This window comes from Enterobacter sp. SM3, from assembly GCF_009811935.2.
GTDB lineage: Bacteria > Pseudomonadota > Gammaproteobacteria > Enterobacterales > Enterobacteriaceae > Enterobacter > Enterobacter asburiae_D.
This window is the reverse complement of sequence record NZ_CP099971.1, coordinates 32,543-58,246: the sequence shown is the minus strand read 5'-3', so window position 1 is coordinate 58,246 and position 25,704 is coordinate 32,543. Positions and strand designations below refer to the sequence as shown.

Sequence of the window (25,704 nt, the reverse complement as noted above, 5' to 3'; positions counted from 1 at the left end):
GTGGGATAAAGGGCGATTACCGATGGAATCGGGCCAATTGAAGACTCCGCGTTTTCTGATGGTTCCCTTACCAGCCCGGCACTGCCCCGCCGTTAAAGATCGTCTCAGCCGCTTTTGCCACTTCAGGCGACTGATACGACTGGATAAACGCCTTCACGTTCTCCGCGTCCTTGTTGTCTTCGCGCGTCACCACGATGTTCACGTACGGCGAGTTTTTGTCTTCAATAAAGACGCTGTCATGCACCGGCGACAGCCCTGTTTGCTGAATATAGGTCGTGCTGATGATGGCGACATCCACTTTCGGGTCATCCAGTACCCGCGGCAGCTGCGCTCCTTCCAGCTCCATGATTTTCAGGTGCTTAGGGTTGGCGATAATATCCAGCGCCGTCGGCAGCAGCCCGGTGTCCGGCTTCAGGGTAATGAGCTTCTCCTTTTGCAGCAGCAGCAGCGCGCGGCCAAGGTTGGTCGGGTCGTTTGGAATGGCAATGGTTGCCCCGTCCTTCAGGTCAGACACGGATTTGATTTTGCGGGAATAGCCGGCCATCGGGAAAACAAAGGTGTTCGCCACGGCCACCAGCTTATAGCCATGCGCCTTGTTATCTTCTGCAAGGAACGGGCGATGCTGGAAGACGTTGGCATCCAGTTCCCCCTGGTTGGTGGCATCGTTGGGCAACAGCGATCCGCTGAAGCCGACCAGCTCCACGTCCAGGCCATATTTCTCTTTTGCCACCTTTTTGGCGACTTCCGCCACGTCCTGTTCAGCGCCGTTGATGACGCCGACCTTAATGTGTTTGGCATCATTGCTGTTTTGGTCACAGCCCGCGAGCAGCAGGCCAGTCAGGAGAAGCGCACCCAGTCGAAGTTTCACGAGACAGATCCTTTTGATAAACGTTTAGAAGACTATATCGACAACGCAACGGCTCTCTAAAAAACGAAAAAGAATCAATAAGAAGGATACGTTATATGCGGCCTATTGTCGGGTGGCGCTACGCTTACCCGACCTACGCGCGGAGGTGTTGTAGGCCCGGTAAGCAAAGCGCCACCGGGCGATGGAGTCACGCCTGCCGACGCAGCGGCGCCTCACGTAAAAACCACGACAGCGCAAACGCCAGCACCATAATCCCCGCCGCCAGCAGGAACACCCCGTGAATGGCCGAGCCAAACGCATCGAGATAGTCCAGCCTCAGGGCGTCTGGCAGATGATGAATGGCGGTCGGGTTCAGCTCGCGCGGCAGTTCCGCCCCTTCAGGCAGCCTGTCGACCAGCCCTGACTGCAGAACGTTCGTGAACACCGCGCCAAACAGCGCGACGCCAATGGCCCCGCCAATGGAACGGAAGAGCGTGACGCCAGAGGTGGCTACGCCGTATTGATCCGCCGACACGCTGTTCTGCACCGCCAGCACCAGCACCTGCATCACCAGGCCCAGCCCCATGCCCAGCACGCTGGTAAACAGGTACAGCTGCCAGGTCGGAGACGAGATAGAAATGCGGGTCAGTAAAAACATCCCCACCACGCCGAGCAGCGTGCCGAGGATCGGGAACAGACGGTATTTCCCGGTGCGGCTGATGATCCGCCCGCTGATAATGGAGGTCAGCAGCAGCCCGCCCATCAGCGGGATGAGCTGCAGGCCGGCCTGCGTTGGCGTGGCGCCTTTCACGACCTGCAGGTACAGAGGCAGGAAGGTCACCGAGCCGAACAGCGACATGCCAATGATAAAGCCAATCAGGCTGCAGAGCAGGAAGCTGCGGTCGCGGAAAAGTGACAGCGGGATGATCGGCTCCCACGCCAGCCGCTCCTCATAGATAAACCCGGCAATGCCCGTCAGGCCAAAGGCCAAAATGCACCACAGTTGCGGGTCGCTCCACTGGCGAACGGTGCCGCCTTCGGTGGTAAACAGGATGATGCACAGCAGCGCCATACTGAGGTAAATCGCCCCCAGATAGTCAATCTCGTGCTTGCTGCGCCGCGCGCTACCGTGGAACACCGCACCAATTACCAGCAGGGCAAACAGCCCCAGCGGCAGGTTGATGTAGAAAATCCAGCGCCAGGAGACGTGCTGGACGATAAACCCGCCGATCAGCGGCCCAATGACCGTCGCCAGCCCGAATACGCCGCCAAACAGCCCCTGATAGCGCCCGCGATCGGCAGGCGGGATCACGTCCGCCACGGCGGCCATGCTGATGACCATCAGGCCGCCGCCGCCCAGCCCCTGCAGGGCGCGCATCATCACCAGCTGGGTCATGTTTTGCGCCAGCCCGCACAGCGCGGAGCCCACGAGGAACAACACAATCGCGATTTGCAGGACGATTTTACGCCCAAACAGATCGCCGAACTTACCGTACAGCGGTACCACGATAGTGGAGCTGAGAATATAGGCCGTTACCACCCAGGAGAGCTTATCCAGCCCACCAAGTTCGCCGACGATGGTCGGCAGCGCGGTAGAGACAATGGTCTGATCCAGCGCCGAAAGCAGCATCACCAGCAGCAGCGCGCTGAACAGCAGCTTTATCGACGGCGCTTTTTGCACGGGTGGGGTCATGACGTCGGATTCCATAAGAGATCGCTTGAAATTAATTAATCGCATAATTAATATTTGTGGAAGTGATGAATAAGATCAAGAGGCACCGTGGTCATGCCAGCATTAAAAGACAATTCTGAACCGCGCCGCCCCGGCCGCCCTCGCGGAGGTAAACGCGTCACCGCCAGCCGCGAACAGCTGCTGGATATCGCCCTGAACCTCTTTTCCCGTCAGGGGATCGCCAACACCTCACTCAACGCCATTGCCAAAGAGGCGGGCGTCACGCCCGCGATGCTGCACTATTACTTCAACTCCAGAGAGCAGCTGCTGGATGCGATGATTGAGGAGCGTTTTCTGCCGTTACGCGAGAGGATCGGAACTATTTTCGCCGATAACCGGGATTCGCCGGTGAATGCCCTGACGGAAATGGTTAAGGTGCTGGCTGAACTGGCAGAACAGCATCACTGGTTTGCGCCGCTGTGGATGCAGGAGGTGATTGGCGAAATGCCGGTACTGCGCACCCATCTTCAGGCGCGGTTTGGTGACGAGAAGTATCAGGCGACGCTTGCCACCATCAAAGGCTGGCAGCAGGAAGGGAAGCTGAATCAGGCGCTGGCACCGGAGCTGCTGTTTACGACCTTGCTGAGCCTGGTGCTGGTGCCGTTCTCACGCATGCGCAATGACGAGAGGCTAAAATCCCTCTCGCCGGAAATCATTGTCCGTCATGCGCTTGCCGTGATCGGCACCGGGATCGGCGGTTAAAGCGCTTTCGCCAGATAGTGCCGCTGCATGCCCTCATACGGATAATCCTGCAAAGACATCTGCAGCTGGTACCCCTGTTTTTCATAGAACGGGCGCGCCTGGAAGCTGGCGGTATCGACCAGCGCGTGCCTGCAGCCTTTGCGTCGGGCTTCCTCTTCGGCCGTTCTGATGAGCTGGCTGCCGACGCCGGATCCGCGCACGGTCTCGCTGACCCACAGAAAATCAATATTCAGCCAGTCGCCTTTACGCACCCCAATCAGCCCACCGAGCATGATGCCTTTTTCGTCCCGCACGTAAACGCCAATATCCCCGCTGAAGGTCGCCAGATCTAAAAACTGCCCGTTATACGATCTCAGCCCCGTTAATAACTCTTCTTTTTCTTCTGGCGTAACTTTTTCAGTGATGCTCAACTGCATATTGTTCTCCTTATTTTCAGCGCAATCTGAATATCTCACAGCTTCACCTTCATAAAAACTCCTTATTTCCTCCATTGTTTAACCCTGGAAATATTCATTCAATATGTAAATAAAAAAAGCCTTTCCAATACGCACCTAAAACGTATACTGAGAACGATCATTCTCACTTTTATACGGTAGCCGACGATGAGCACAAAGCTGGAAGAACGACAAAAACTGCGCCAGGACGAGATCATCACCGCCGCGCGCCGCTGCTTTCGCGCCAGCGGATTTCACGCCGCCAGCATGTCGCAGATTGCCAGCGAGGCGAAGCTCAGCGTCGGACAAATTTACCGTTATTTCAGTAACAAAGACGCGATTATTGAAGAGATGATCCGCCGCATCATCGACTCGCGCATTGAGGAGATGCAGGGTAAAACCCTGGTGGAAGGAATGCCGCAGGCGCTCGCCTGGCGACAGACCCTCAACGAAGATGACGATGCCCTGATGCTGGAAATGTCCGCCGAGGCCACGCGCAATCCGCAGGTGGCGACGATGCTGATAGAAGCCGAATCGCGCATGTTCGCCAACGCCTGCGCGCACCTGAAAAAGCAGTTTCCGCACCTGAGCGACGAGCATATTCGCTGCTGCGTGGAGATTACCGCCGTGATGATTGAGGGGACGATTTATCGTCGATTAACCCCCTTAAAAGTCCCGTCAGAACAATTAGAACCCCTTTATCAGGATATTTTAAATATGCTTTTCTCTGCGAAGTAATCGCATATGAATAATTAGCGGGAATAAGTAATCCCCCTTTTTTACATTTCTGGCTCAGCCAGAGATGCGGTATCGCTGTGCCTTTAAATAGCCCTCCTCCCTGTTAAGCGATTAACAGGGCAGGCATCGTTCACCCTGGAAAAAGATTATGAAAACCATAACAACCTCCATCGCGGCATTACTCCTCCTGACAGGGTGCGATAATGCGCAAACATCTGCTCCCCAGCGTCCTCTTCCGGAAGTGGGGATTGTCACGCTCATGAGCCAGCCTGTTTCCGTCGTCAGCGAGCTGACGGGCCGCACCGCCGCTGCCATGAGCGCCGAAGTGCGCCCGCAGGTGGGCGGCATTATTCAGAAGCGGCTGTTCACCGAAGGCGATACCGTTAAAGCCGGACAGGCGCTGTATCAAATTGACCCTTCCAGCTACCGCGCGGCGTTTGATGAAGCCGCCGCGGCGCTGAAGCAGGCCCAGGCGCTGGTAGCAGCCGACTGCCAGAAGGCCCAGCGCTACGCGCAGCTGGTGAAAGACGACGGCGTGTCGCGTCAGGACGCAGAGGACGCGAAGTCCACCTGCGCGCAGGACAAGGCCAGCGTTGAGTCAAAGAAGGCCGCGCAGGAGAGCGCGCGTATTAACCTCAACTGGACCACTGTGACCGCACCGATTGCCGGACGCATCGGCATCTCCTCCGTCACGCCCGGCGCGCTGGTGACCGCCCAGCAGGATACCGCGCTCGCCACCGTTCGCGGGCTCGACAGCATGTACGTCGATCTCACGCGTTCCAGCGCCGATCTGCTGCGTTTACGTAAGCAAACCCTCGCCACCAATAGCGATACGCTAAGCGTGTCGTTAATCCTCGAAGACGGCAGCACCTACAGCGAGAAAGGCCGCCTGGCGTTAACCGAAGTGGCGGTGGATGAATCAACCGGCTCGGTCACGCTGCGCGCCGTCTTCCCGAACCCGCAGCATCAGCTTCTGCCGGGGATGTTCGTTCGCGCCAGGGTGGATGAAGGCGTCATGAACGACGCGATACTCGCGCCGCAGCAGGGAATCACCCGCGACGCCAAAGGCACCGCCACCGCGCTGGTGGTCAATGCCAGCAACAAGGTCGAGCAGCGTCAGCTGGAGACGGGTGACACCTACGGCGACAAATGGCTGGTGCTGAGCGGCCTGAAGGCGGGCGATAAGCTGATTGTGGAAGGTACAGACAAAGTGGCCGCCGGGCAGGAAGTGAAGGCCGAAGAGATGAAAACCAGCGGAGGAAACGCCTGATGTTTTCCCGCTTCTTCGTGCGTCGCCCGGTCTTTGCCTGGGTGATCGCCATACTTATCATGCTCGCCGGGATGCTGGCGATCCGCACGCTGCCGGTAGCGCAGTACCCGGACGTCGCCCCGCCGTCGATCAAAATCTCCGCTACCTACACCGGCGCCTCCGCGCAGACGCTGGAAAACAGCGTGACGCAGGTGATCGAGCAGCAGCTCACCGGGCTGGATAACCTGCTCTACTTTACCTCCACCAGCAGCTCGGACGGGTCGGTAAGCATCAACGTCACCTTCGAACAGGGAACCGATCCGGACACCGCCCAGGTGCAGGTGCAGAACAAGGTCCAGCAGGCGGAATCGCGCCTGCCGACCGAGGTGCAGCAGTCCGGCATTACCGTCGAGAAATCGCAGAGCAACTTCCTGCTGATCATGGGCGTGTACGACAAAACCGACACCGCCAGCAGCTCGGATATCGCCGACTGGCTGGTGAGCAATATGCAGGACCCGCTGGCGCGCGTGGAGGGCGTTGGCAGCCTGCAGGTGTTCGGTGCGGAATACGCGATGCGCATCTGGCTCGACCCGGCTAAGCTGGCGTCCTACTCGCTGATGCCGTCCGACGTGCAGAGCGCGATTGAAACCCAGAACGTGCAGGTTTCCGCCGGTAAAATCGGCGCGCTGCCTTCGTCAAACGCCCAGCAACTGACCGCCACCGTCCGCGCCCAGTCACGCCTGCAGACGGTGGACCAGTTTAAAAACATCATCGTGAAGAGCCAGTCCAACGGCGCGGTCGTGCGCATCAGCGACGTCGCCCGCGTGGAGATGGGCAGCGAAGATTATACCGCCACAGCGAAGCTCAACGGCCACCCGGCGGCGGGTATGGCGGTGATGCTTTCACCGGGCGCGAACGCGCTCAACACCGCCACGGCGGTGAAAGATAAAATCGCCGAGTTCAAAAAGTCGATGCCGGAAGGCTACGACGTGGCCTACCCGAAAGACAGCACCGAGTTCATCAAGATCTCCGTTGAGGACGTGATTCAAACCCTGTTCGAAGCCATTATCCTCGTGGTGGTGGTGATGTACCTGTTCCTGCAAAACATCCGCGCGACGCTGATCCCGGCGCTGGCGGTGCCTGTCGTTCTGCTGGGCACCTTCGGCGTGCTGGCGCTGTTCGGCTACTCCATCAATACCCTGACGCTGTTTGCGATGGTGCTGGCGATTGGGCTTTTGGTGGATGACGCCATCGTGGTGGTGGAAAACGTCGAGCGTATTATGCGCGACGAGGGGCTGCCCGCGCGGGAAGCTACCGAGAAATCGATGGGCGAAATCTCCGGCGCGCTGGTCGCCATTGCGCTGGTGCTCTCTGCGGTATTCCTGCCGATGGCCTTCTTCGGCGGCTCCACCGGGGTGATTTACCGTCAGTTCTCGGTCACCATTATTTCGGCGATGTTCCTCTCCGTGGTGGTGGCGTTGACCCTGACGCCCGCGCTCTGCGGCTCGATTCTGAGCCACACGACGCCGCACAAAAAGGGCTTCTTCGGCGCGTTTAACCGCTTCTACAGCAGGACCGAGCGCGGCTATCAGAACAAGGTCCTGCGCGCCCTGCACCGTTCCGGCGGCATGCTGGTCATCTACGCCCTGCTCTGCGGCGCGATGGGCTTCGCCATGCTTAAGCTGCCGGGCAGCTTCCTGCCGACGGAAGACCAGGGCGAAATCATGGTGCAGTACACCCTGCCAGCCGGCGCGACGACGGTGCGTACCGCCGAAGTCAGCCGCCAGGTGCGCGAATGGTTCCTCACCAAAGAGAAAGCCAACACCAACGTTATCTTCACCATTGAAGGCTTCAGCTTCAGCGGCAGCGGCCAGAATGCCGGGATGGCGTTTGTCTCCCTGAAAAACTGGTCAGAGCGTAAAGGCGATGAGAATACCGCGCAGGCCATCGCCCTGCGCGCCACGCAGGAGCTAAGCACCATCCGCGATGCGACCATCTTTGCCATGACGCCGCCTGCGGTGGACGGCCTGGGCCAGAGCAACGGCTTTACCTTTGAGCTGATGGCCAGCGGCGGCACCGACCGCGACGCGCTGCTGAAGCTGCGTAACCAGCTGATTGGCGAAGCCAGCCAGGACAGCTCGCTGCACGCCGTGCGCGCCAACGATCTGCCGCAGATGCCGCAGCTTCAGGTGGATATCGACAACAACAAGGCCGTGTCGCTGGGGCTGTCCCTGAGCGACGTTACCGATACCCTCTCCAGCGCCTGGGGCGGGACCTACGTTAACGATTTTATCGACCGCGGCCGCGTGAAAAAGGTCTACATCCAGGGTGACAGCGACTATCGCGCCGTGCCGTCGGATCTCAACAAATGGTATGTGCGCGGCAGCGACAGCACCATGACCCCCTTCTCCGCCTTCGCCACCACCCGCTGGGAGTACGGCCCGGAAAGCCTGGTGCGCTACAACGGCTCGGCGGCGTATGAGATTCAGGGCGAAAACGCCAGCGGCGCGAGCTCTGGCACGGCGATGAGCAAAATGGAGCAGCTGGCAAACGGCCTGCCGTCCGGCAGCACCTGGGCGTGGAGCGGTTTGTCGTTGCAGGAAAAACTGGCGAGCGGTCAGGCGATGAGCCTCTATGCCCTCTCCATCCTGGTGGTGTTCCTGTGCCTGGCGGCGCTGTATGAGAGCTGGTCAGTGCCGATTTCGGTCATTCTGGTGATCCCGCTTGGCGTGCTGGGCGCGGCCGTCGCCGCCTCCCTGCGCGGCCTGAACAACGACGTCTACTTCCAGGTGGCGCTGCTCACCACCATCGGCCTGTCGTCGAAGAACGCCATTCTGATTGTGGAATTCGCCGAAGCCAAAGTCGCGGAAGGGTACTCCCTGACGCGCGCCGCGCTGCGGGCCGCCCAGACGCGCCTGCGACCGATCATCATGACCTCGCTGGCGTTTATCGCAGGGGTGACGCCGCTGGCCGTGGCAACCGGGGCAGGTGCCAACAGCCGCGTGGCAATTGGTACCGGCATTATCGGCGGGACGCTGGCCGCAACGCTGCTGGCGATCTTCTTCGTCCCCTTATTCTTTGTACTGGTGAAACGTCTGTTCTCCGGTAAGCACGCAAACCGGAGGTCATAATGTTTCGTGTATCTATTTTAGCGTTAGCTCTGCTGAGCGCAGGCTGTGTGTCGTTAGACCCAACGTATCAACGCCCGGACGCCCCCGTCCCGGCAACCTTGCCCGGCGCGCACGGCGAAGCCACCGCCGTGGTGAGCCAGTGGCAGCAGGTGATAAACGACGCACGGCTGAAAAGCGTGGTGACGATGGCGCTGAACAGCAACCGCGACGTGCAAAAAGCGATTGCGGATATTGATGCCGCCCGCGCCCAGTACGGTGAAACGCGCTCGTCCCTGTTCCCGACGGTGGACGCCGAGCTGAGCCATACACGCAGCCGCACGCTGGCAAGCGGCGTCTCGACAAGCGACGAAGCCAACGGCGCGGTCTCCAGCTTCGAGCTGGATCTGTTTGGCCGCAACCAGAGCCTCTCCCGCGCCGCGCGTGAAACCTGGCTTGCCAGCGAGTTCACCGCGCAGAACACGCGCCTGACGATGGTTAGCGAGCTGACCACGGCCTGGGTGACGCTGGCGGCGGATAACAGCAACCTGGCGCTGGCGGAATCCACGATGGAGAGCGCCGCGAACTCGCTGAAGATTGTGAAGCGCCAGCAGGAAGTGGGCGTGGCGGCGGCGACGGACGTTAGCTCGGCAATGGCGGTATACCAGCAGGCGCGCGCCAGCGTGGCGAGCTACCGGACGCTGGTGATGCAGGACAAAAACGCCCTCAATCTGCTGGCGGGCGAAACGGTGCCGGAGAACCTGCTGCCCGGCACGCTGGAGAGCCTGAGCGACAACGCCATCACGCTGATCCCGGCGGGCGTCAACTCCAGCGCGCTGCTGCGCCGTCCGGACATTCAGGAGGCGGAGCATAACCTGCTGAGCGCCAACGCCAACATCGGCGCGGCGCGCGCCAACTTCTTCCCGACCATTTCGCTGACCGCCAGCGCGGGCATCGGCAGCGACTCGCTCTCCTCCCTGTTCAGCCACGGGATGAAGGTCTGGTCGTTCGCGCCGTCCATCACCCTGCCGCTGTTCAGCGGCGGGAACAACCTGGCACAGCTGCGCTACGCGGAAGCGGAGAAGAAGGGGCTGATCGCCACCTATGAGAAAGCCATCCAGAGCGCGTTTAAGGACGTGGCCGACGCGCTGGCGCGACGTGAAACGCTGAGCGAGCAGCTCGACGCCCAGCGTGAATACGTGGCGGCGGAACAAAAAACGCTGGATGTGGCAACGCGCAGCTATAAGGCGGGCGCGGGGGATTATCTGACGGTGCTTACCGCGCAGCGGTCGCTGTGGTCGGCGCAGGAATCGCTGATTGCGCTGCAGCAAACCGACCTGGAAAACCGCATCACGCTGTGGCAGTCGCTGGGCGGCGGGATCCAGTAACCTCATCGGTGGGCGATTCTGATGCGCAGAAAAGAGAAAATCATACTTTCGGCTGGAATCGCTACACTGAATGTAACGATATATTTCATGGGAAGCACGTGTCTCTTAAAGGGGGTTTCGATGAAAGCTGCGCACCTGGTCTGCCTGCTGGTTTGTCTGCTCTTCGCCGCGTTTGTCCATGCTCAGGAAAAGGAGGATCCGGCGAAAGAGGCGCAAATAAAGCATCAGGTCCTGAAGGATATTAAGAAAACCTGTACGCCACAGAAAAAGCAGAGCGATAAGGCCTGGCAGGAGATGATTTTGTCGTCCGAGGCCAATCAGCTGCTGATCAAAAACGCCATCACCGCCGTGAAGCGCGACAACCTGGACGCCTACTGGGCGGCGGTGGGTCAGGTGGATTGTCTGGAAGATTATTGAATGCTCCTTGCCGGGTGGCGGCTGCGCCTTACCCGGCCTACACACACGTTTAACGCTTGCGTACGTCCGGAATGATGAGATCCCCACGCAGCACGTACGACCCCAGCATCTGCGTTTTCTCCGTCAGCCAACTCACAATGCGTGCCGCCATCGCGTCCATGGAATATTCAATCGCCGGGATCACCGGAATACCCGGCAGGTGCAGCGACCCGGCAAGGCTGAAGACCATGATGTCCTCCGGCACCGATTTGTTAAACGCCTGCAGCTGCGGGATCACCCGCTGGGCTTCCTGCTCGTCCGCCACCAGCAGCGCGTTGAAATTCAGGGTGCTGGCGTTGTTAAGCAGCTCCTGCAGCGCAACGGATGAGGAGGTGGCGTCCATAAAGACCAGGCTGCGATTGAAGGGCAGGAAGTTTTTCTCCAGCGCATGCTTGTAGCCGAGCAGCACCTGGTCGGCAAAACCGCTGCCGTGCGGGTGGATCAGCGCAATCTGGCGACGCCCCTGGCTGGTGAGGTAGTTACAGGCGGTTTCGGCGGCAAAGGCGTGATCGAACTGGATGCTGTTGGAATTATCAGACTCCATGCAGTCCACCAGAATGACGTTGTCCATATCCACGTCCAGCGGGAAACGGGCGCCAATCACCAGGATGTCGTCACACAGGCCGCAGGAGAGTTCTTCAAGGGCGTGCATCACTTCCGCTTTGCTGTGCGCGAAGCGCAGCAGGAGGTGTTTTTGATGCTGGCTGAGCTGTTTTTCCAGCGCGTACAGATAACCGGTGGTCTGGTTAATGTTTTCCTGCGCGCAAATGACCCCGATACAGCCCGTCGACTGGCTCAGCAGCGACTGGGCAATCACGTTAGGCCGGTAGTTCAGCTCATCCACCGCTTTCAGTACGGCCTGACGGCTGGCTTCCTTTACGCCACGCGACCCGCTCAACACTCGCGATACCGTGGCTTTAGATACCCCGGCAAGACGTGATACATCATTGATTGTCGACATCTCTTTCCCCTGACAGGCTTACCTCGCGCCTGCAAATTCCATGACCGCTTCGGCTCACATTATAGCCAGAACGGAGTATATCCGTTTCCGTTTTCCATGGAAACCGATTTTCCATTTCCACTCAAAATGATGTCAAAACAGCCAAATAATGTGATGCACATCCGGTTAATTAGCCTCATAAGTAAGGGATCTTGATGGGTATCACACTTCTGTTTTTTATGAATGGAAACCGGTTTCCATATAATGTCCAATCATCCTCGCAATAACTTTTTACATTTAGAGGATGGTTGTCGATGTTCAAGATTATGCTGTGCTGCTCTGCCGGGATGTCCACCAGCCTGTTGGTCAGCAAAATGGTCGATGTCGCGAAAGAGCGTGGTTTGCCGGTGAAGATTGATGCGTACGGTGTTTCCGAATTTGATACGCAGTTTCCGCAATACCAGGTCGTCCTTCTCGGACCGCAAGTGAAATACATGTTAAAGACACTCTCAGACAAGGCGGCGACGCAAGGCATTCCGGTACAGCCCATCGACATGATGGACTACGGCATGCAGCGTGGCGATAAAGTACTGGACTATGCTCTGTCGCTCATCGAAGCGGCACACTAAAAGGTGTTCACATGAGTTCGTTATATCAATCCATGGTCGCGGTGATTGAGCAGTCAATTACCCCGCTGGCCGCCAAGCTGGGCCAGCAAAAGTATGTGATTGCCATCCGCGACGGCTTTACCGCCGCGCTGCCGTTTATGATCATCGGCTCGTTTATGCTGGTGTTCATCTTCCCGCCGTTCTCCGCGGATACCACCAACAGCTTCGCCCGCGGCTGGCTGGATTTCTCCCAGACCTACCGCGAGCAGCTGATGCTGCCGTTTAACCTCAGCATGGGCGTGATGACCTTCTTCATCTCGGTGGGGATTGGGGCGAGCCTGGGGCGTCAGTTTAACCTCGACCCGGTGATGTCCGGCCTGCTGGCCTTTATGGCCTTCCTGCTGGTCGCCGCGCCCTATGCCGATGGCAAAATCTCGACCCAGTATCTCTCCGGCCAGGGCATCTTCACCGCGCTTATCACCGCCATCTACTCTACCCGCGTGTATGCGTGGCTGAAGCAGAACAACGTGACCATCCGCCTGCCGAAAGAAGTGCCCACCGGCGTGGCGCGTTCGTTCGAGATCCTGATCCCGGTGATGGTGGTGATCGGCACGCTGCACCCGCTGAACCTGTTCATCGAAGCGCAGACCGGGATGATTATCCCGCAGGCAATCATGCACCTGCTGGAGCCGCTGGTGTCCGCGTCTGACTCCCTGCCCGCCATTCTGCTCTCCGTGCTGCTGTGCCAGATCTTCTGGTTCGCCGGTATTCACGGCTCGCTGATTGTCACCGGCATCATGAACCCGTTCTGGATGGCGAACCTTTCCGCAAACCAGGCGGCACTGGCGGCCGGTGCGGCGCTGCCGCACGTTTACCTGCAGGGCTTCTGGGATCACTACCTGCTGATTGGCGGCGTAGGCTCCACGCTGCCGCTGGCGTTCCTGCTGCTGCGCAGCCGCGCCACCCACCTGCGCACCATCGGCAAAATGGGCATTGTGCCAAGCTTCTTTAACATCAATGAGCCGATTCTGTTCGGCGCGCCAATCATCATGAACCCAATGCTGTTTATCCCGTTCGTGTGCGTTCCGCTGGTTAACGCCTGCCTGGCGTACGGCGCAACCAAGCTCGGCTGGCTGGCGCAGGTTGTATCGTTGACCCCGTGGACTACCCCTGCGCCGATTGGCGCGTCATGGGCGGCGAACTGGGCGCTCAGCCCGGTGGTGATGTGCCTGGTCTGTATGGTGATGTCCGCGCTGATGTACCTGCCGTTCCTGCGCGCCTATGAGCGTACGCTCATCAAAAACGAAGAGCAGAAAGCCCAGGCAACCGTCGGCGCCGCCGAGACCGCCAGCAATTAAGTCAAAGAGGAAGAGTCATGAAATACGCATTTCCCGATAACTTCTGGTGGGGCAGCGCAAGCTCCGCTCTCCAGACGGAAGGGGCAAGAGAGGGGGAAACCACGTGGGATTACTGGTTTTCCCGCGAGCCGAACCGTTTTCACAACGGCGTGGGGCCGCAGCAGACCTCCACGTTTTATCAGCACTGGAAAACGGATATTCAGCTGTTAAAGCAGCTGAACCACAACAGCTTTCGCACCTCGATTAGCTGGGCGCGCCTGATCCCCGACGGTATCGGTGAAGTGAACCCAGAGGCGGTCGATTTTTACAATCAGGTCATTGATGAGCTGAATGAACAGGGCATCACGCCGTTTATCACCCTGTTCCACTTCGACATGCCGATGGCGATGCAGGAAATCGGCGGCTGGGAAAACCGCGACGTGGTGGACGCCTACGCCCGCTATGCGCAGATCTGCTTCGAGCTGTTTGGCGATCGCGTGCTGCACTGGTTTACCTTCAACGAGCCGATCGTGCCGGTGGAAGGTGGTTATCTGTACGACTTCCACTATCCGAACGTGGTGGATTTCCGCCGGGCCGCCACCGTGGCGTATCACACCGTGCTGGCCCATGCGAAGGCGGTGCAGGCCTACCGCGCCGGGCATTACGCGGGGGAGATTGGCATCGTGCTGAACCTGACGCCCTCGTACCCGCGCTCGCAGAACCCGGCAGACGTGAAGGCGGCGCACATCGCGGACCTGATGTTTAACCGCAGCTTCCTTGACCCGGTCCTGCGAGGGGAATACCCGGCGGACCTGGTCGCGCTACTGAAATCCTACGATCAATTACCCGCCTGTAAACCGGAAGACGGCTTCCTGATTGCGGAAGGGAAAATCGACCTGCTCGGCGTGAACTACTATCAGCCGCGTCGCGTGAAGTGTCGCGACAGCGCGGTGAACCCGCAGGCGCCGTTTATGCCGGAGTGGTTCTTTGATAGCTACGAGATGCCGGGCCGCAAGATGAACCCGTACCGCGGCTGGGAAATCTACGAGCCGGGTATTTACGATATTCTGGTCAACCTGCGCGACAATTACGGCAACCCTCGCTGCTTTATTTCTGAAAACGGCATGGGCGTCGAAAACGAGCAGCGCTTTATTGAAAACGGCCAGATTAACGATCAATACCGCATTGATTTTATTTCCGAACATTTAGCCTGGCTGCATAAGGGTATTAGCGAAGGGTGCAATTGTCTCGGTTACCATATGTGGACGTTTATTGATAACTGGTCGTGGTGTAATGCCTATAAAAATCGCTACGGATTTATCCAGCTCGATTTAAAGACGCAGCAGCGCACCATCAAGAAAAGCGGAGAGTGGTTTGCCGCCACCGCCTTAAATAGTAGCTTTGATAAAGAGTAATAATGATGATCGCACTTGAAGAAGCCGTAATGGAAATTATCGTCAACGCCGGGCAGTCCCGCAGCCTGTGCTTTGAGGCGCTGCACGCGGCGCGCCAGGGCAACATTGACGAGGCCAAAAGCCTGCTGCGCGAAGCCGACGGCTACGCGCGCCAGGCGCACAAGATGCAGACCAAACTGATCGAGCAGGATGCGGGCGAAGGCCGCCAGCCGATGACGTTAATTATGGTGCACGCGCAGGATCATTTAATGAATTCCTTATTAGCGCGTGAATTATCCGAAGAAATTATTCATTTATACCAGAGATAATCTATGGCGAAATAATTACTGTAATACCTCTGTACCCTAAATAGAGATCCACTTGTTCTGATGATAGCGACATACTCTGTCAGATCGGAGCGGGATGGTTATTGTCTGAATAAAACTAAACTATATTGAGATAACCATGAATACGATTAAAAAACTTCCATTAACCATGGCGGTTATCGCCGCGCTTTGCCCAATTTCCGTGCTCGCGCAAGAATTCACCCAGGAGCAAATCGACGCCATTGTGGCGAAAGCGGTGGATAAAGCCCTGGCCGAACGTCAGGCCAAAATGGATGCGGCGGTCGCGAAAAAAGCGGACGTGGTGACCGAGCCGCAAAGCGCGGCACAATCCCCGGATATGGCTATCCCGTTCGGGATTAAATTTACCGGCTACGCCCGCTACGGCGCGCACTTCCAGGCCGCCGATCAGAAATACGTGGCGGTGGACGGCTCCTACAACGGCGCGTCCGCGATCGGTCGTCTGGGCAACGAAGGCAACGGCGGGGAATTCCAGCTCTCCAAGGCCTTCAAGGGTGAAAACGGCGCCATCTGGGACATCAACGTGATGATCGACCACTGGGGCGACGAAGTTAACCTGAAAAAAGCCTACGCGGGGGTGACCAACATTATGGCCTCCAACCCGAACGCCTATTTCTGGGCCGGTCGTGACTTCCACCAGCGTCCGCAGCAGGGCATCAACGATTACTTCTGGATGAACCACGACGGCCAGGGCGCCGGGGTGAAGAACTTCGACATCGGCGGCGTGCAGTTCGACGTGGCCGCCGTGGCGGCGGTGGAATCCTGTAGCCCGGAAGTGATGGAAGACGAAGCGAACCCGTCGCGCATCACCTGTACCGGCGGTTCCGGCACGGGCGACAAGGGCAACTACGCCGCCACCTCAAAAATCCACGGCATGAAGCTCGGCCCGATCGACATGGAGCTGTACGCCAACTACGGCTTTGACTCCAAGGCGGTGGAGAGCGACGAGCGTCTGAACGCCTGGCAGGGCGGCGTGGTGCTGAGCCACACCAACGACAGCGGCGTGAACAAGGTGATCGCCCGCTACTCCGATAACGCGGACAACAGCGTGTTCAACAAAACCGAGGATCTGACCACGGTTTACGCCAGCTTCGAAGGGCTGTACAAATTCACCCAGGCGACGCAGGTGGAGTACATCCTCGCCTTCCACGACTACGACAACAGCCGCGATAAGACCGACAACCGTAAGAACTACAACGCCATCGTGCGCCCAATGCACTGGTGGAACGACGTTCACTCCACCTGGCTGGAAGCGGGCTGGCAGCACGTGGATTACGACAACGGCGGCGACAACAAGGGCTGGAAGCTGACCCTGTCGCAGAACATGTCTATCGCCATGGGGCCGGAGTTCCGCCCGATGCTGCGCTTCTACGTGACCGGCGGCAAAGTGGATAACGAACGCACCGCGCGCGTGAACGGCACCAAAGACGAAACCCTCGACGACTTCAACGTCGGCGCGATGTGGGAGGCGTGGTTCTAGTACAGCGACGTTTGTTTCGCCCGGCGGCGCTGCGCTTGCACGGGCCTACAAAACCTTGTAGGCCGGGTAAGCGCAGCGCCACCCGGCAAGATCCCATGTTATGCTACAAAAAAACCAACATAGCAGGGGAGAACATGGGTTCCACACGCAAAGGGATGCTAAACGTCCTGATCGCCGCCGTTTTATGGGGCAGCTCGGGGGTTTGCGCGCAGTACATCATGGAGAAAAGCCACATTTCTTCGCCTTACCTGACCATGGTTCGCCTGCTGTTTACCGGCGTGATCCTGCTGACGCTCTCCTTCGTTCACGGCGACAAGATTTTCTCGGTCATCAAGCATCGCAAAGACGGCCTCAGCCTGCTGATTTTCTCGCTGGTCGGCGCGCTCACCGTGCAGCTCACCTTCCTGCTGACGATTGAGAAATCCAACGCTGCGACCGCCACCGTGCTGCAGTTTCTGTCACCGACCATTATCGTGGCGTGGTTCGCTCTGGCACGGAAAAAGCGTCCCGGCGTGTTTGTGCTGTCGGCCATCATGACGTCGCTTGTCGGTACCTTCCTGCTGGTCACCCACGGCGACCCAACCTCGCTCTCCATCTCGCCTGCCGCACTGTTCTTCGGCATCGCCTCGGCGTTTGCCGCCGCGTTTTACACGACGTACCCGTCAACGCTGATCGCCCGCTACGGCACGCTGCCGATTGTCGGCTGGAGCATGTTGATCGCCGGGCTAATGCTGACGCCGTTCTACGCCGGGCGCGGAACCACGTTCGTGATTGACGGCAGCCTGCTGCTGGCGTTTTTCTATCTGGTGGTGATTGGCACCGCGCTGACGTTCAGCCTGTACCTGAAAGGCGCACAAATGATCGGCGGGCCGAAGGCGAGCATTCTGAGCTGCGCCGAGCCGCTGAGCAGCGCGTTACTGTCGGTGATTTTGCTGGGCGTGGCGTTTACCCTGCCGGACTGGCTGGGGACGCTGCTGATTGTGTCGTCGGTGGTGCTGATTTCGATGGATTCGAGAAGACGGGTTCAGACATCGGCGTAGCCTGATGTCCCCTCACCCCGGCCCTCTCCCCAAAGGGGCGAGGGTGAAAAGACAGCACCGAGCAGTCCCCTCTCCCCTATGGGGTGAGGGGGGAAAATTTACTACTTCGCCTTAACCTTCCCCGCCACCAGCAGTGCCGTCAGCAGCATCAGCGTACCGGAAATCACCAGCGGCGACGTCAGCCCCAGATGGTCGAGCGCCACGCCACCAATGGCCGCACCGCAGGTGTTCGCCAGCTGGATCACCGCCACCTGAATCGACCCGGCTTTTTCAGCCTGATCGGCCAGCGTGCGGGTGATCCACGTCGACCAGCCCACCGGCACCAGCGCAAAGGCAAAGCCCCAGATAATCGCAATCGCCGACGCAACCCACTTATCGCTGCCCCACAGCACCAGCACCGTGGCACTGACCGCCAGCACCAGCGGCGCACCAGCCAGCACGACCTTCAGGGAGCGTTTCAGGAACTGGGACGACAGCGAGGTACCAACAAAGCTGGCGATACCGAAGCTCAGCAGCACCAGCGTCAGGCCGTCGACGTCAAAGCCCGCCATGGTCATAAACACCGGGCGGATATAGGTAAAGAAGGCAAACTGCCCGGCAAAGGACATAAAGATGGCGGCCATCCCCGCCAGCACGCCGGGGCGCTTCAGCAGCGCTAACATGTTCTGTTTGTGGTGCGCCGCTTCGCCCGGCAGCGACGGCAGCGTTTTCCACACCCAAATGATGCAGAGCAGGCCCATCACCGCCGCAGCGTTGAAGACGTTACGCCAGCCGATAATCCCACCGAGGAAGCTGCCGAGCGGCGCGGCAATCACCAGCGCGATAGAGACCGCACCGAAGATAACGGAAAGCGCTTTTGGCACCGTACGCGCGGGCACCAGGCGCATGGTCAGCGAGGCCGACATCGCCCAGAAGCCGCCGAGCCCCAGCCCCAGACAGGCGCGACCGAGCAGCAGCAGGGTGAAGCTTTCCGCGAAGGAGACCAGCAGGCAGGAGAGCGTCAGCAGCACGCTGAACAGAATGACCACCTTGCGGCGGTCGATAGTGCCAATCACCTGGGTGATAAACAGGCTGGCGAACATCGCCACGAAGGCGGTCACGGTGACGGACTGCCCCGCCACGCCTTCGGAAATGCCCAGATCCTGCGCCATCGGCGTCAGCAGGCTCACCGGCAGAAACTCAACGGTAATCAGGCAGGCGACGCAGAACGCCACGGCGAAAACGGCCGACCAGTTGGGGCGAGAAACCTCGTTGGTCTGCGGTCTGGTCGTGGGCTGGATATGTTCTGTCATGGCGTCACCTGAAGATAAAAACGTGCGGAAAAGTCGCGCAGTTTATCATCAAAAGTGTGACGAATTTAACGATTTGACAACTTTTGTCGTTTTTACAGGGGATCAGTGCAGGTAAAACACGCCCTCTTCCGGCAGGAAGAGCTGGTTATAGCGCAGCTGGAAGGCGTTAAGCTCCTGCGGATCGGGCTCCATCTCGCGCATAAAGCCAAGCGCCAGACGAATTTGCGCATCGGTAATGGGCGCGGCCAGGCGGGCTTTACGCAGCATACGGTGCCAGGTATGCAGGTTCTCTTCGCTGCCGTCGACAATGCAGACCTGCCAGATGAGCAGCACCTGCGCCGCATTTTGCAAATGCGCCTCGTCCGGCCGCTCAAGGTAGCGGATAAACTCATTGCCCGACGTTTTACCAAACTGGTCGATCATCGACTCAACCGGCATCGGGGTGATCCCCAGCCGTTCGCTTAATCGTTTGATGGCGCGGCGGGAGTCTGAGGTCAGGACGCGAAATCCCACCACAAACACCACGGCAAGCGTTGCCAGCATTATCCAGACCATGCGTTCTCCTTAGACTAGCCGCTCATCATAGCGGGAAACGCAGCGCCTCGACAGCGGGCGGCACCATAATAGTGAACTGAAAAGCTCTGGAAAAAGAGCAGAAAAGTCGATTTAGTTTTTATGGGGACGATTGTATTTCCAGGGTGTATGGTCAACGGGTGGCGGTAACCAATCATTACTTCAGGGAAAGAGCGAACATGTCCATAACAATCAGTGTCTTGCTGGAGAACCGGCCTAACCTTAGCGCTCAAAGCTCACTGCGGGCCAAAGCAGGGCTCAGCCTGTTTATACAGGATGAAAATGATTCCATTCTATTTGATACCGGTCCTGATGATAGCTTCCTGCATAACGCAGGTCTGATGGGAGTCGATTTAACCTGCCTGACCGCAGCGGTACTTTCTCACGGGCACTATGACCATTGCGGCGGCGTTGCGTGGTTACCGGATAATTGCCGGATCGTATGCCATCCCCACGTGGCCTGCGAGCGCTATTCGGCAATACAGTTTTCGGGGTATACCGCCAGACTAAAAAAACTGTCGCTGAATAATGATTATTCACGCTATCGCATGGAATACAGCCGTACCCCGCTCCAGATTGGGGAGCGCTTTATGTGGTCAGGGGAGATCCCTGTCGCCAAACCGCATGCATACGGTGTTATTGGTAGTAAAAATGCGAATGCGGATTATGTGAAAGATGAAGGGGTTCTGATTTATAAATCTGATCGGGGCCTGGTCATTTTTATCGGCTGTGGGCACCGAGGGCTGATTGATATTGTGCGTCACTGCCAGAGAATAACCGGAATCAATCACATCCATGCAATTTTCGGCGGTTTCCATCTTCGCTGTGCGTCACCGCGTAAGCTCTGGGCAGTCAGGCAGTTTCTGCGCAGCCTACAGCCCGACAAAATAATGGGCTGCCATTGTACGGGTAAATGGGGCAATTTGTGGTTACCGGACGCAGTCACCCCGTCAACAGGGGATATTTTTGTTCTGGGGTAGGTCTTAACTCACTGAATAAAAAAAGCCCGGCATCACACACCGGGCAAAGAAGTTACCTGCACACTCAGGCTGTTTTTAATTTCTGCGCGCGATTCTCACGGCGAATCTTACGTTCTTCCAGCACCGCGACCATCGCCATCAGGACGATACAGCCAATCGCTGCCGCATCCAGCGCCGCGAAGGTGCCCGCCCAGCCGGTGAGGCCGAAAATTGGCGTACCGTCGGCGATCATCCCCAGGCCCAGCTTGGCGAAGCTGTCGCCGATAAGATAAGCGAAGGTGCCTTTAATCCCATCGGCGGCGCCGATCGCTTTTTTCGGGACGAAACCGACTGCCGCCACGCCGATCAACAGCTGCGGACCAAACACCAGGAAGCCGAGCGCAAAAAGGGACGCCAGGTAAACGTACTGGTTGCTGGCGTGCTGGTAGACGCCGAGCGTGGCGATAATCAGCGCCAGCGCGACGCAGGCCACCAGCGCACGACGACCGTTGGCGAGGTCGGAGAGCCAGCCCCACAGCAGCGTGCCGACCAGCGCGCCCACTTCAAACAGGGTAAAGCCCTGAATCGCCACTTCTTTAGAAAGCTTCAGCTCCTGGAAGGCATACACGGTCGACCACTGGTCGATGCCGATACGCACCACGTAGAGGAAGATGTTTGAGAAGCACAGCAGCCAGATCACTTTGTTTTTCAGCACGTACTCAACAAAGATCTGCCATTTGGACATCTCGTTTTCTTCGGTCTCTTTGTCCTCTTCGCTGATCTCCTCGCCAAACAACTCTTCGGCTTTGCCGAGGCCGTACGATTCCGGGGAGTCGCTGCCGTAGCGCAGGCCAATAAAGCCGACAATCAGGGCGATAATCGACGGGAAGATAAACATCCCGATCACGTGGCCGTCGAACAGGTAGTTTGCGCCAAACAGCGCCACGCCTGCCGCACCGGCACCGCCGAGGTTGTGGGAGATGTTCCACATGCCGAGGTAGGAACCACGCTTGCGGCGCGGGGTCCATTTGGTGATGGTGGAGTAGCTGCACGACCCGCCGGTACTCTGGAAGAAACCGCTCAGGGCGTAGAAGGCGATCATCATGAACAGGCTGACGGAGCCCGCGCCCATGCTGGCGCTGAAGCCGAGCATACAGATGGCGGAGAGGATCAGCATAAACGGCAGGAACTGCTTGGTGTTTTTGCCGTCCGCGTAGTAGGACACAACGGTTTTACCCACGCCGTAGGTGATGGAGAAGCCCAGGCCAATCATCCCCAGCTGCGTCATGCTCAGCCCGTAGGTTGAGATCATGTCGTTCTGCGCGATGTTAAAGTTTTTGCGGATCAGGTACATGGTCAGGTAGCCGATGAAGACCACCAGATAGGACTGCATGAACGGTTTGAACCACATCTTGCGCCGCACGTCGAGCGGCAGATCCAGGGTCGGCTTGCGCACCTGATTTAAGAAGGCCAGCATGACTGAGTTACTCCTGAGCTGATTTTTGCAGCATTGTAAAAATCAGCCGGGAGAGATGCCTGAGACAGCGTCCAGGTAAAACCGGGAAAATTTCCTGGTTTTGCACCACTCGGGGCGAAAAGGTGAGGCGCATCACGCTTCGCTCACCTCGCGCGGCGCCTGCGCGTTCAAAAACGGCAGCAGCAGCAGGGCGGAGATCCCCGCCGCGATGGCGATCACCGCAAAGAAACCGCTCCAGTGCCAGACGTCGATCACCCGCGCCAGCGGCCAGCCGGAGAGCGATGCGCCGAGGTAGGCAAACAGCCCGACAAAGCCCGTCGCCGCGCCTGCCGCCTCTTTGTGGGAACACTCCGCCGCCGCCATGCCGATCAGCATCTGCGGGCCAAACACGAAGAAGCCGATGGTAAAGAAGCACGCCGCCTGCATCACGTAGCTGGCAAACGGCATCAGCCACAGCGAGCCGACCGAAAGCAAAATCCCGGCGGCAAAAATCAGGTTCATCGGGCCACGGTTGCCGTTGAACAGCTTGTCCGACCCCCAGCCCGCCACCAGCGCGCCGATAAACCCGCCCAGCTCGAACATCGTCACCGCCGAGTTGGCGGTCACCAGATCCACGCCGAGCGTCTCGGACATGTACAGGTTGCCCCAGTCGTTGATCGCCGCGCGCACCACGTAGACCAGCACGTAGCAGAGCGACAGCAGCCAGATGTACGGGTTTTTCAGCACGTATTTGGTGAGGATTTCCCTGCGGGTCAGCCCTGCGCCCTCCTGCTGCTGGGCAATCTCCATCTCGTCGTGCCGCCAGTCGCCCACCGGCGGCAGGCCGACGGTTTGAGGCCTGTCGCGCAGGCGCCAGCAGAGGAACAGCCCGGCGACAATTGCGAGGCCACCGGCAATCATCATCCCCGCGCGCCAGCCGTAGTGCAGCGCCGCGGCACCCACCACCATCGGGATCAGCGCCCCACCGACGTTATGCGCGGTGTTCCAGATGGCCCACCAGCCGCCGCGCTCGTTGCGCGAGTACCAGGCGGTGAGCAGGCGGGCGCAGACCGGCGCGCCCCAGCCCTGGAAAAAGGCGTTCAGCGCCCACAGCAGGGCAAAGGCCCACAGCGAGGTGGAGAAACCAAACAGGATGTTCACTATGCCGGTGGCGATCAGCCCAACGCCCATAAAATAGCGCGCGTTGGAGCGGTCGCTGACGATGCCGGAGAAGAACTTCGACAGGCCGTAGGTGATGTAAAACAGCGTCGCCAGCAGGCCGATATCGGTACGCGTCATCACGCCGCTGGCGAGGATTTCCGGCGCGGCGGCGTTGAAGCTTTTGCGGGTGAAGTAGAACAGCGCGTAGCCGAGCCAGATGGTAATCAGGATATGGCGACGCCAGTAGCGGTAGCGGGCGTCGATTTCCGCTTTGTCGCCTATCGGCGCGGCGCTGGCAGGGGTTTTAAACATGGTAACTCCGTAGCGGCAGGCTGACGCTGACGCGCGTTCCGTGGGTGCAGGAGATGCTCAGCGTACCGCCGAGCGCCTTCACGCGCTCGCGCATGCCCGCCAGGCCAAAGCCCTGCTGGCCGGATCCCGGCGGCAGGCCGCAGCCGTCGTCTTCAATTACCAGCATCAGGCGCTCGTCCTGCTGCCAGCCCTGGATCGTGACCGCGCTGGCGCTGGCGTGCTTGACGATGTTGTTCAGCCCCTCCTGACAGACGCGGAACAGCGTCACGCGCTGGCCTTCGCTCAGGGTGGCTTCATTAATACGCCAGTCGAGATGGCTGACAATGCCGCGGCTTTCCAGCTCCATCTCGCGCATCAGGGAACGCACCGCCTGCTCAAGCGACAGGTCGTCAAGCTGGCGCGGGCGCAGCCGTCCTAACAGGCGGCGAACGGAGTCATAGACGCCCAGCGAAAGCTGTTCGATATGCGCCCCGCCCTGCTTCACGCCCGCGTTTTCCGCCGCCAGGCGCTGGACAATGCCCGCCTGGGTGCGGATGGCGGTGATGGTCTGGCCGATATCGTCGTGCAGCTCGCGGGCGACCTCCTGCCGCACGCTCTCTTCCGTCTCCAGCAGACGCTCCGCCAGACGGCGGTTGCGCGCCAGCTCGGTTTGCAGGGACTGATTCAGCTCGCGCAGACGCTGTATGCCCGCGCCGAGCAACAGCCCGGTCAGGCTCTGGGCCAGCAGGGAAAGCAGCAGATCCACCGGATGATCGTGCCAGGTCTGGCTGGCAATCAGCGCGATGGCGTTCATCAGCGTCGCTATCAGCGCCCCCTGCCAGCCGTAGTGCCAGGCCAGGGCGATAATCGGCAGCGCAAGGCAAAATGGGGTAAAGCGTGAAAGCTCGGCGGGAAGGCCAAGCTGGAGCCACAGGCTCACCACAAACAGCAGCAGATACCAGATGAGGTGCCGGGCGCGCCAGTTCACCGGTTGGGAAACCAGCGCCGGGCCGAGCGGCTGCCAGACGGTGCTGGTGAGGTAGTGCCAGATCACGAGGCAGGTTGGTGCCAGCGTCAGGCCGCCGGTCAGGGTCAGCAGCAGGGCGTTGAGCATCTCCTTCTCGCCTACCCACGGAAGCGACTGCAGCAGCGCGGCGGCAATCAGCGCCGCCCCCTGACGCAGCAGCGTGCGCCAGTCGCGCTGGTGGCGGTAGCGGGAAATGAGCGCAACCGGGAGAAGCGTGAGCAGGCTTCCGGTCATCAATAAGGGCAGATGCGCCAGAGCGACTTCCTGCGCAAGCCAGACCAGCATCAGCCACTCTGCGCCGAGCAAAACGGGCCAGTAGCCGCGCGGGCACTGGAGCATTAAGCCCAGACGCAGGCCGAAGGGAAACAGCAGCACCGCCAGCTCGGGGCGTTCCACCAGGTGCAGGCTGATGCTCCACAGGCAAAACCAGGCGGCGGAGAAGATAAAAAAGCTGGCGACAACGGCGATCAGCCGCGAAAAGACGGGACTCATTGCCAGCTGTCGAACATGCGGCGCGCCAGCTCGACGTCGTTGCTGACGTTAAGTTTTTCCATCAGGTTGGCGCGGTGGACGTGCACGGTTTTCGGGGACAGTTCCAGCTCGGCGGCAATCTCTTTTACCGACATCCCCTGCGCGAGTTTTTCCGCAACCTGACGCTCGCGTCTGGTGAGCGGATCCTGACGTCCGGCCGCCAGCTTGATGGCGATATCCGGCGTTAAATAGCAGCCGCCGGTGGAGACGGTGCGCACCGCGGCGATCAGTTCGTCGGGGCTACAGCGTTTAGAGAGGAAGCCGCGCGCGCCCGCGTTGAGCGCCTGCTCGACCAGCGCCGGGCTGTCGTGAACCGACAGCATAATCGTCGACATCCCTTTCGGCAGCTGGCTTAGCAGCTCCAGCCCGGAGAGATCCGGCATCGAGATGTCGCAGATACAGACCTGCACCCCGCGCCCCGGCAGGCCCGCCAGCGCTTCACGACCGGAGCCAAACTCGGCCACGACCTGAAAATCCGGTTCGAGGTTTAAAAGCTGGGCAAAGCCGGAGCGGACGATAAGGTGGTCGTCGATGAGAGCGATGGTGGTCATGGGTTGATCCTGATGCGTGAACACGCCGGATGGCGGCGTAAACGCC

The 25,704-nt window shown here is 59.2% G+C and carries 23 protein-coding genes; 13 read left to right on the top strand and 10 right to left on the bottom strand.

Annotated features, from left to right (window positions below):
• Positions 1-67: 67 nt before the first annotated feature.
• Both nlpA and GVO84_RS00270 read right to left on the bottom strand, forming a co-directional pair.
• Positions 68-868: a lipoprotein NlpA gene (nlpA, locus tag GVO84_RS00275; RefSeq protein WP_121426061.1), complete on the bottom strand. Its 801-nt coding sequence runs from the start codon at positions 866-868 to the stop codon at positions 68-70.
• A 187-nt stretch (positions 869-1,055) separates the two neighbouring features.
• Entirely contained in the window at positions 1,056-2,555 is a 1,500-nt protein-coding gene (locus tag GVO84_RS00270; RefSeq protein ID WP_159515213.1) for an MDR family MFS transporter, read from the bottom strand.
• A gap of 78 nt (positions 2,556-2,633) precedes the next feature.
• On the opposite strand from GVO84_RS00270, the gene GVO84_RS00265 reads away from it, so the two are divergent.
• Positions 2,634-3,281: a TetR/AcrR family transcriptional regulator gene (locus GVO84_RS00265; protein ID WP_032661988.1), complete on the top strand. Its 648-nt coding sequence runs from the start codon at positions 2,634-2,636 to the stop codon at positions 3,279-3,281.
• Here GVO84_RS00265 and GVO84_RS00260 read toward each other — a convergent pair.
• Entirely contained in the window at positions 3,278-3,697 is a 420-nt protein-coding gene (locus GVO84_RS00260) for a GNAT family N-acetyltransferase (protein WP_159515212.1), read from the bottom strand. The genes GVO84_RS00265 and GVO84_RS00260 overlap by 4 nt on opposite strands.
• 186 nt (positions 3,698-3,883) lie before the next feature.
• Here GVO84_RS00260 and GVO84_RS00255 point away from each other — a divergent pair, with 186 nt between their 5' ends.
• The 5 genes from GVO84_RS00255 to GVO84_RS00235 all read left to right on the top strand — a co-directional run bounded on the left by GVO84_RS00255 (position 3,884) and on the right by GVO84_RS00235 (position 10,614).
• Positions 3,884-4,453 carry a TetR/AcrR family transcriptional regulator gene (locus tag GVO84_RS00255; RefSeq protein ID WP_121426064.1) on the top strand — a complete coding sequence of 190 codons (570 nt, stop codon included), beginning with the start codon at positions 3,884-3,886 and terminating at the stop codon, positions 4,451-4,453.
• 148 nt (positions 4,454-4,601) lie between these two features.
• On the top strand, positions 4,602-5,723 hold the full coding sequence (locus tag GVO84_RS00250) for an efflux RND transporter periplasmic adaptor subunit (protein WP_159515211.1): 1,122 nt from the start codon (positions 4,602-4,604) through the stop codon (positions 5,721-5,723).
• A complete protein-coding gene (locus GVO84_RS00245) occupies positions 5,723-8,833 on the top strand; it encodes an efflux RND transporter permease subunit (protein ID WP_159515210.1) in 3,111 nt (1,036 codons plus the stop codon). Before GVO84_RS00250 ends, GVO84_RS00245 begins: the two co-directional genes overlap by 1 nt.
• Positions 8,833-10,197: an efflux transporter outer membrane subunit gene (locus GVO84_RS00240; protein ID WP_159515209.1), complete on the top strand. Its 1,365-nt coding sequence runs from the start codon at positions 8,833-8,835 to the stop codon at positions 10,195-10,197. Before GVO84_RS00245 ends, GVO84_RS00240 begins: the two co-directional genes overlap by 1 nt.
• 21 nt (positions 10,198-10,218) lie before the next feature.
• Positions 10,219-10,614 (top strand): YicS family protein, encoded by a 396-nt coding sequence (locus tag GVO84_RS00235; protein ID WP_423257765.1) that lies wholly within the window; start codon positions 10,219-10,221, stop codon positions 10,612-10,614.
• Between the two features lie 49 nt (positions 10,615-10,663).
• On the opposite strand, the gene GVO84_RS00230 is transcribed toward GVO84_RS00235, so the two are convergent.
• Positions 10,664-11,614: a LacI family DNA-binding transcriptional regulator gene (locus GVO84_RS00230; protein WP_121426068.1), complete on the bottom strand. Its 951-nt coding sequence runs from the start codon at positions 11,612-11,614 to the stop codon at positions 10,664-10,666.
• 293 nt (positions 11,615-11,907) lie between these two features.
• On the opposite strand from GVO84_RS00230, the gene GVO84_RS00225 reads away from it, so the two are divergent.
• The 6 genes from GVO84_RS00225 to GVO84_RS00200 all read left to right on the top strand — a co-directional run bounded on the left by GVO84_RS00225 (position 11,908) and on the right by GVO84_RS00200 (position 17,817).
• Positions 11,908-12,222, top strand: a complete 315-nt coding sequence (locus GVO84_RS00225; protein WP_010426508.1) for a PTS sugar transporter subunit IIB — start codon at positions 11,908-11,910, stop codon at positions 12,220-12,222.
• Positions 12,223-12,233: 11 nt separating this feature from the next.
• Entirely contained in the window at positions 12,234-13,559 is a 1,326-nt protein-coding gene (locus GVO84_RS00220) for a PTS sugar transporter subunit IIC (RefSeq protein WP_159515207.1), read from the top strand.
• A 17-nt stretch (positions 13,560-13,576) separates the two neighbouring features.
• Positions 13,577-14,953, top strand: coding sequence for a glycoside hydrolase family 1 protein (locus tag GVO84_RS00215; protein WP_159515206.1), 1,377 nt, complete (start codon positions 13,577-13,579; stop codon positions 14,951-14,953).
• Between the two features lie 5 nt (positions 14,954-14,958).
• On the top strand, positions 14,959-15,261 hold the full coding sequence (locus tag GVO84_RS00210; protein ID WP_029741865.1) for a PTS lactose/cellobiose transporter subunit IIA: 303 nt from the start codon (positions 14,959-14,961) through the stop codon (positions 15,259-15,261).
• Between the two features lie 136 nt (positions 15,262-15,397).
• The gene (locus tag GVO84_RS00205) at positions 15,398-16,777 is read left to right on the top strand and encodes a carbohydrate porin (protein WP_047347464.1); all 1,380 of its coding nucleotides are present in this window, start codon (positions 15,398-15,400) and stop codon (positions 16,775-16,777) included.
• A gap of 134 nt (positions 16,778-16,911) precedes the next feature.
• Positions 16,912-17,817, top strand: coding sequence for an EamA family transporter (locus GVO84_RS00200; protein ID WP_159515205.1), 906 nt, complete (start codon positions 16,912-16,914; stop codon positions 17,815-17,817).
• A 101-nt stretch (positions 17,818-17,918) separates the two neighbouring features.
• Here GVO84_RS00200 and nepI read toward each other — a convergent pair whose 3' ends face one another.
• Both nepI and GVO84_RS00190 read right to left on the bottom strand, forming a co-directional pair.
• On the bottom strand, positions 17,919-19,109 hold the full coding sequence (gene nepI, locus GVO84_RS00195) for a purine ribonucleoside efflux pump NepI (RefSeq protein ID WP_159515204.1): 1,191 nt from the start codon (positions 19,107-19,109) through the stop codon (positions 17,919-17,921).
• Between the two features lie 102 nt (positions 19,110-19,211).
• Positions 19,212-19,664, bottom strand: coding sequence for a DUF1198 domain-containing protein (locus GVO84_RS00190; protein WP_047646739.1), 453 nt, complete (start codon positions 19,662-19,664; stop codon positions 19,212-19,214).
• Between the two features lie 197 nt (positions 19,665-19,861).
• On the opposite strand from GVO84_RS00190, the gene GVO84_RS00185 reads away from it, so the two are divergent.
• Entirely contained in the window at positions 19,862-20,662 is an 801-nt protein-coding gene (locus tag GVO84_RS00185) for an MBL fold metallo-hydrolase (RefSeq protein WP_159515203.1), read from the top strand.
• Positions 20,663-20,726: 64 nt separating this feature from the next.
• Here GVO84_RS00185 and uhpT read toward each other — a convergent pair whose 3' ends face one another.
• From uhpT to uhpA, 4 genes are all read right to left on the bottom strand, one after another.
• Positions 20,727-22,118, bottom strand: coding sequence for a hexose-6-phosphate:phosphate antiporter (uhpT, locus tag GVO84_RS00180; RefSeq protein WP_023333957.1), 1,392 nt, complete (start codon positions 22,116-22,118; stop codon positions 20,727-20,729).
• 132 nt (positions 22,119-22,250) lie between these two features.
• Entirely contained in the window at positions 22,251-23,570 is a 1,320-nt protein-coding gene (locus tag GVO84_RS00175) for an MFS transporter (RefSeq protein WP_159515202.1), read from the bottom strand.
• A complete protein-coding gene (uhpB, locus tag GVO84_RS00170) occupies positions 23,563-25,068 on the bottom strand; it encodes a signal transduction histidine-protein kinase/phosphatase UhpB (protein WP_159515201.1) in 1,506 nt (501 codons plus the stop codon). Before uhpB ends, GVO84_RS00175 begins: the two co-directional genes overlap by 8 nt.
• Positions 25,065-25,658 carry a transcriptional regulator UhpA gene (uhpA, locus tag GVO84_RS00165; protein WP_024907372.1) on the bottom strand — a complete coding sequence of 198 codons (594 nt, stop codon included), beginning with the start codon at positions 25,656-25,658 and terminating at the stop codon, positions 25,065-25,067. Before uhpA ends, uhpB begins: the two co-directional genes overlap by 4 nt.
• Positions 25,659-25,704 lie beyond the last annotated feature (46 nt).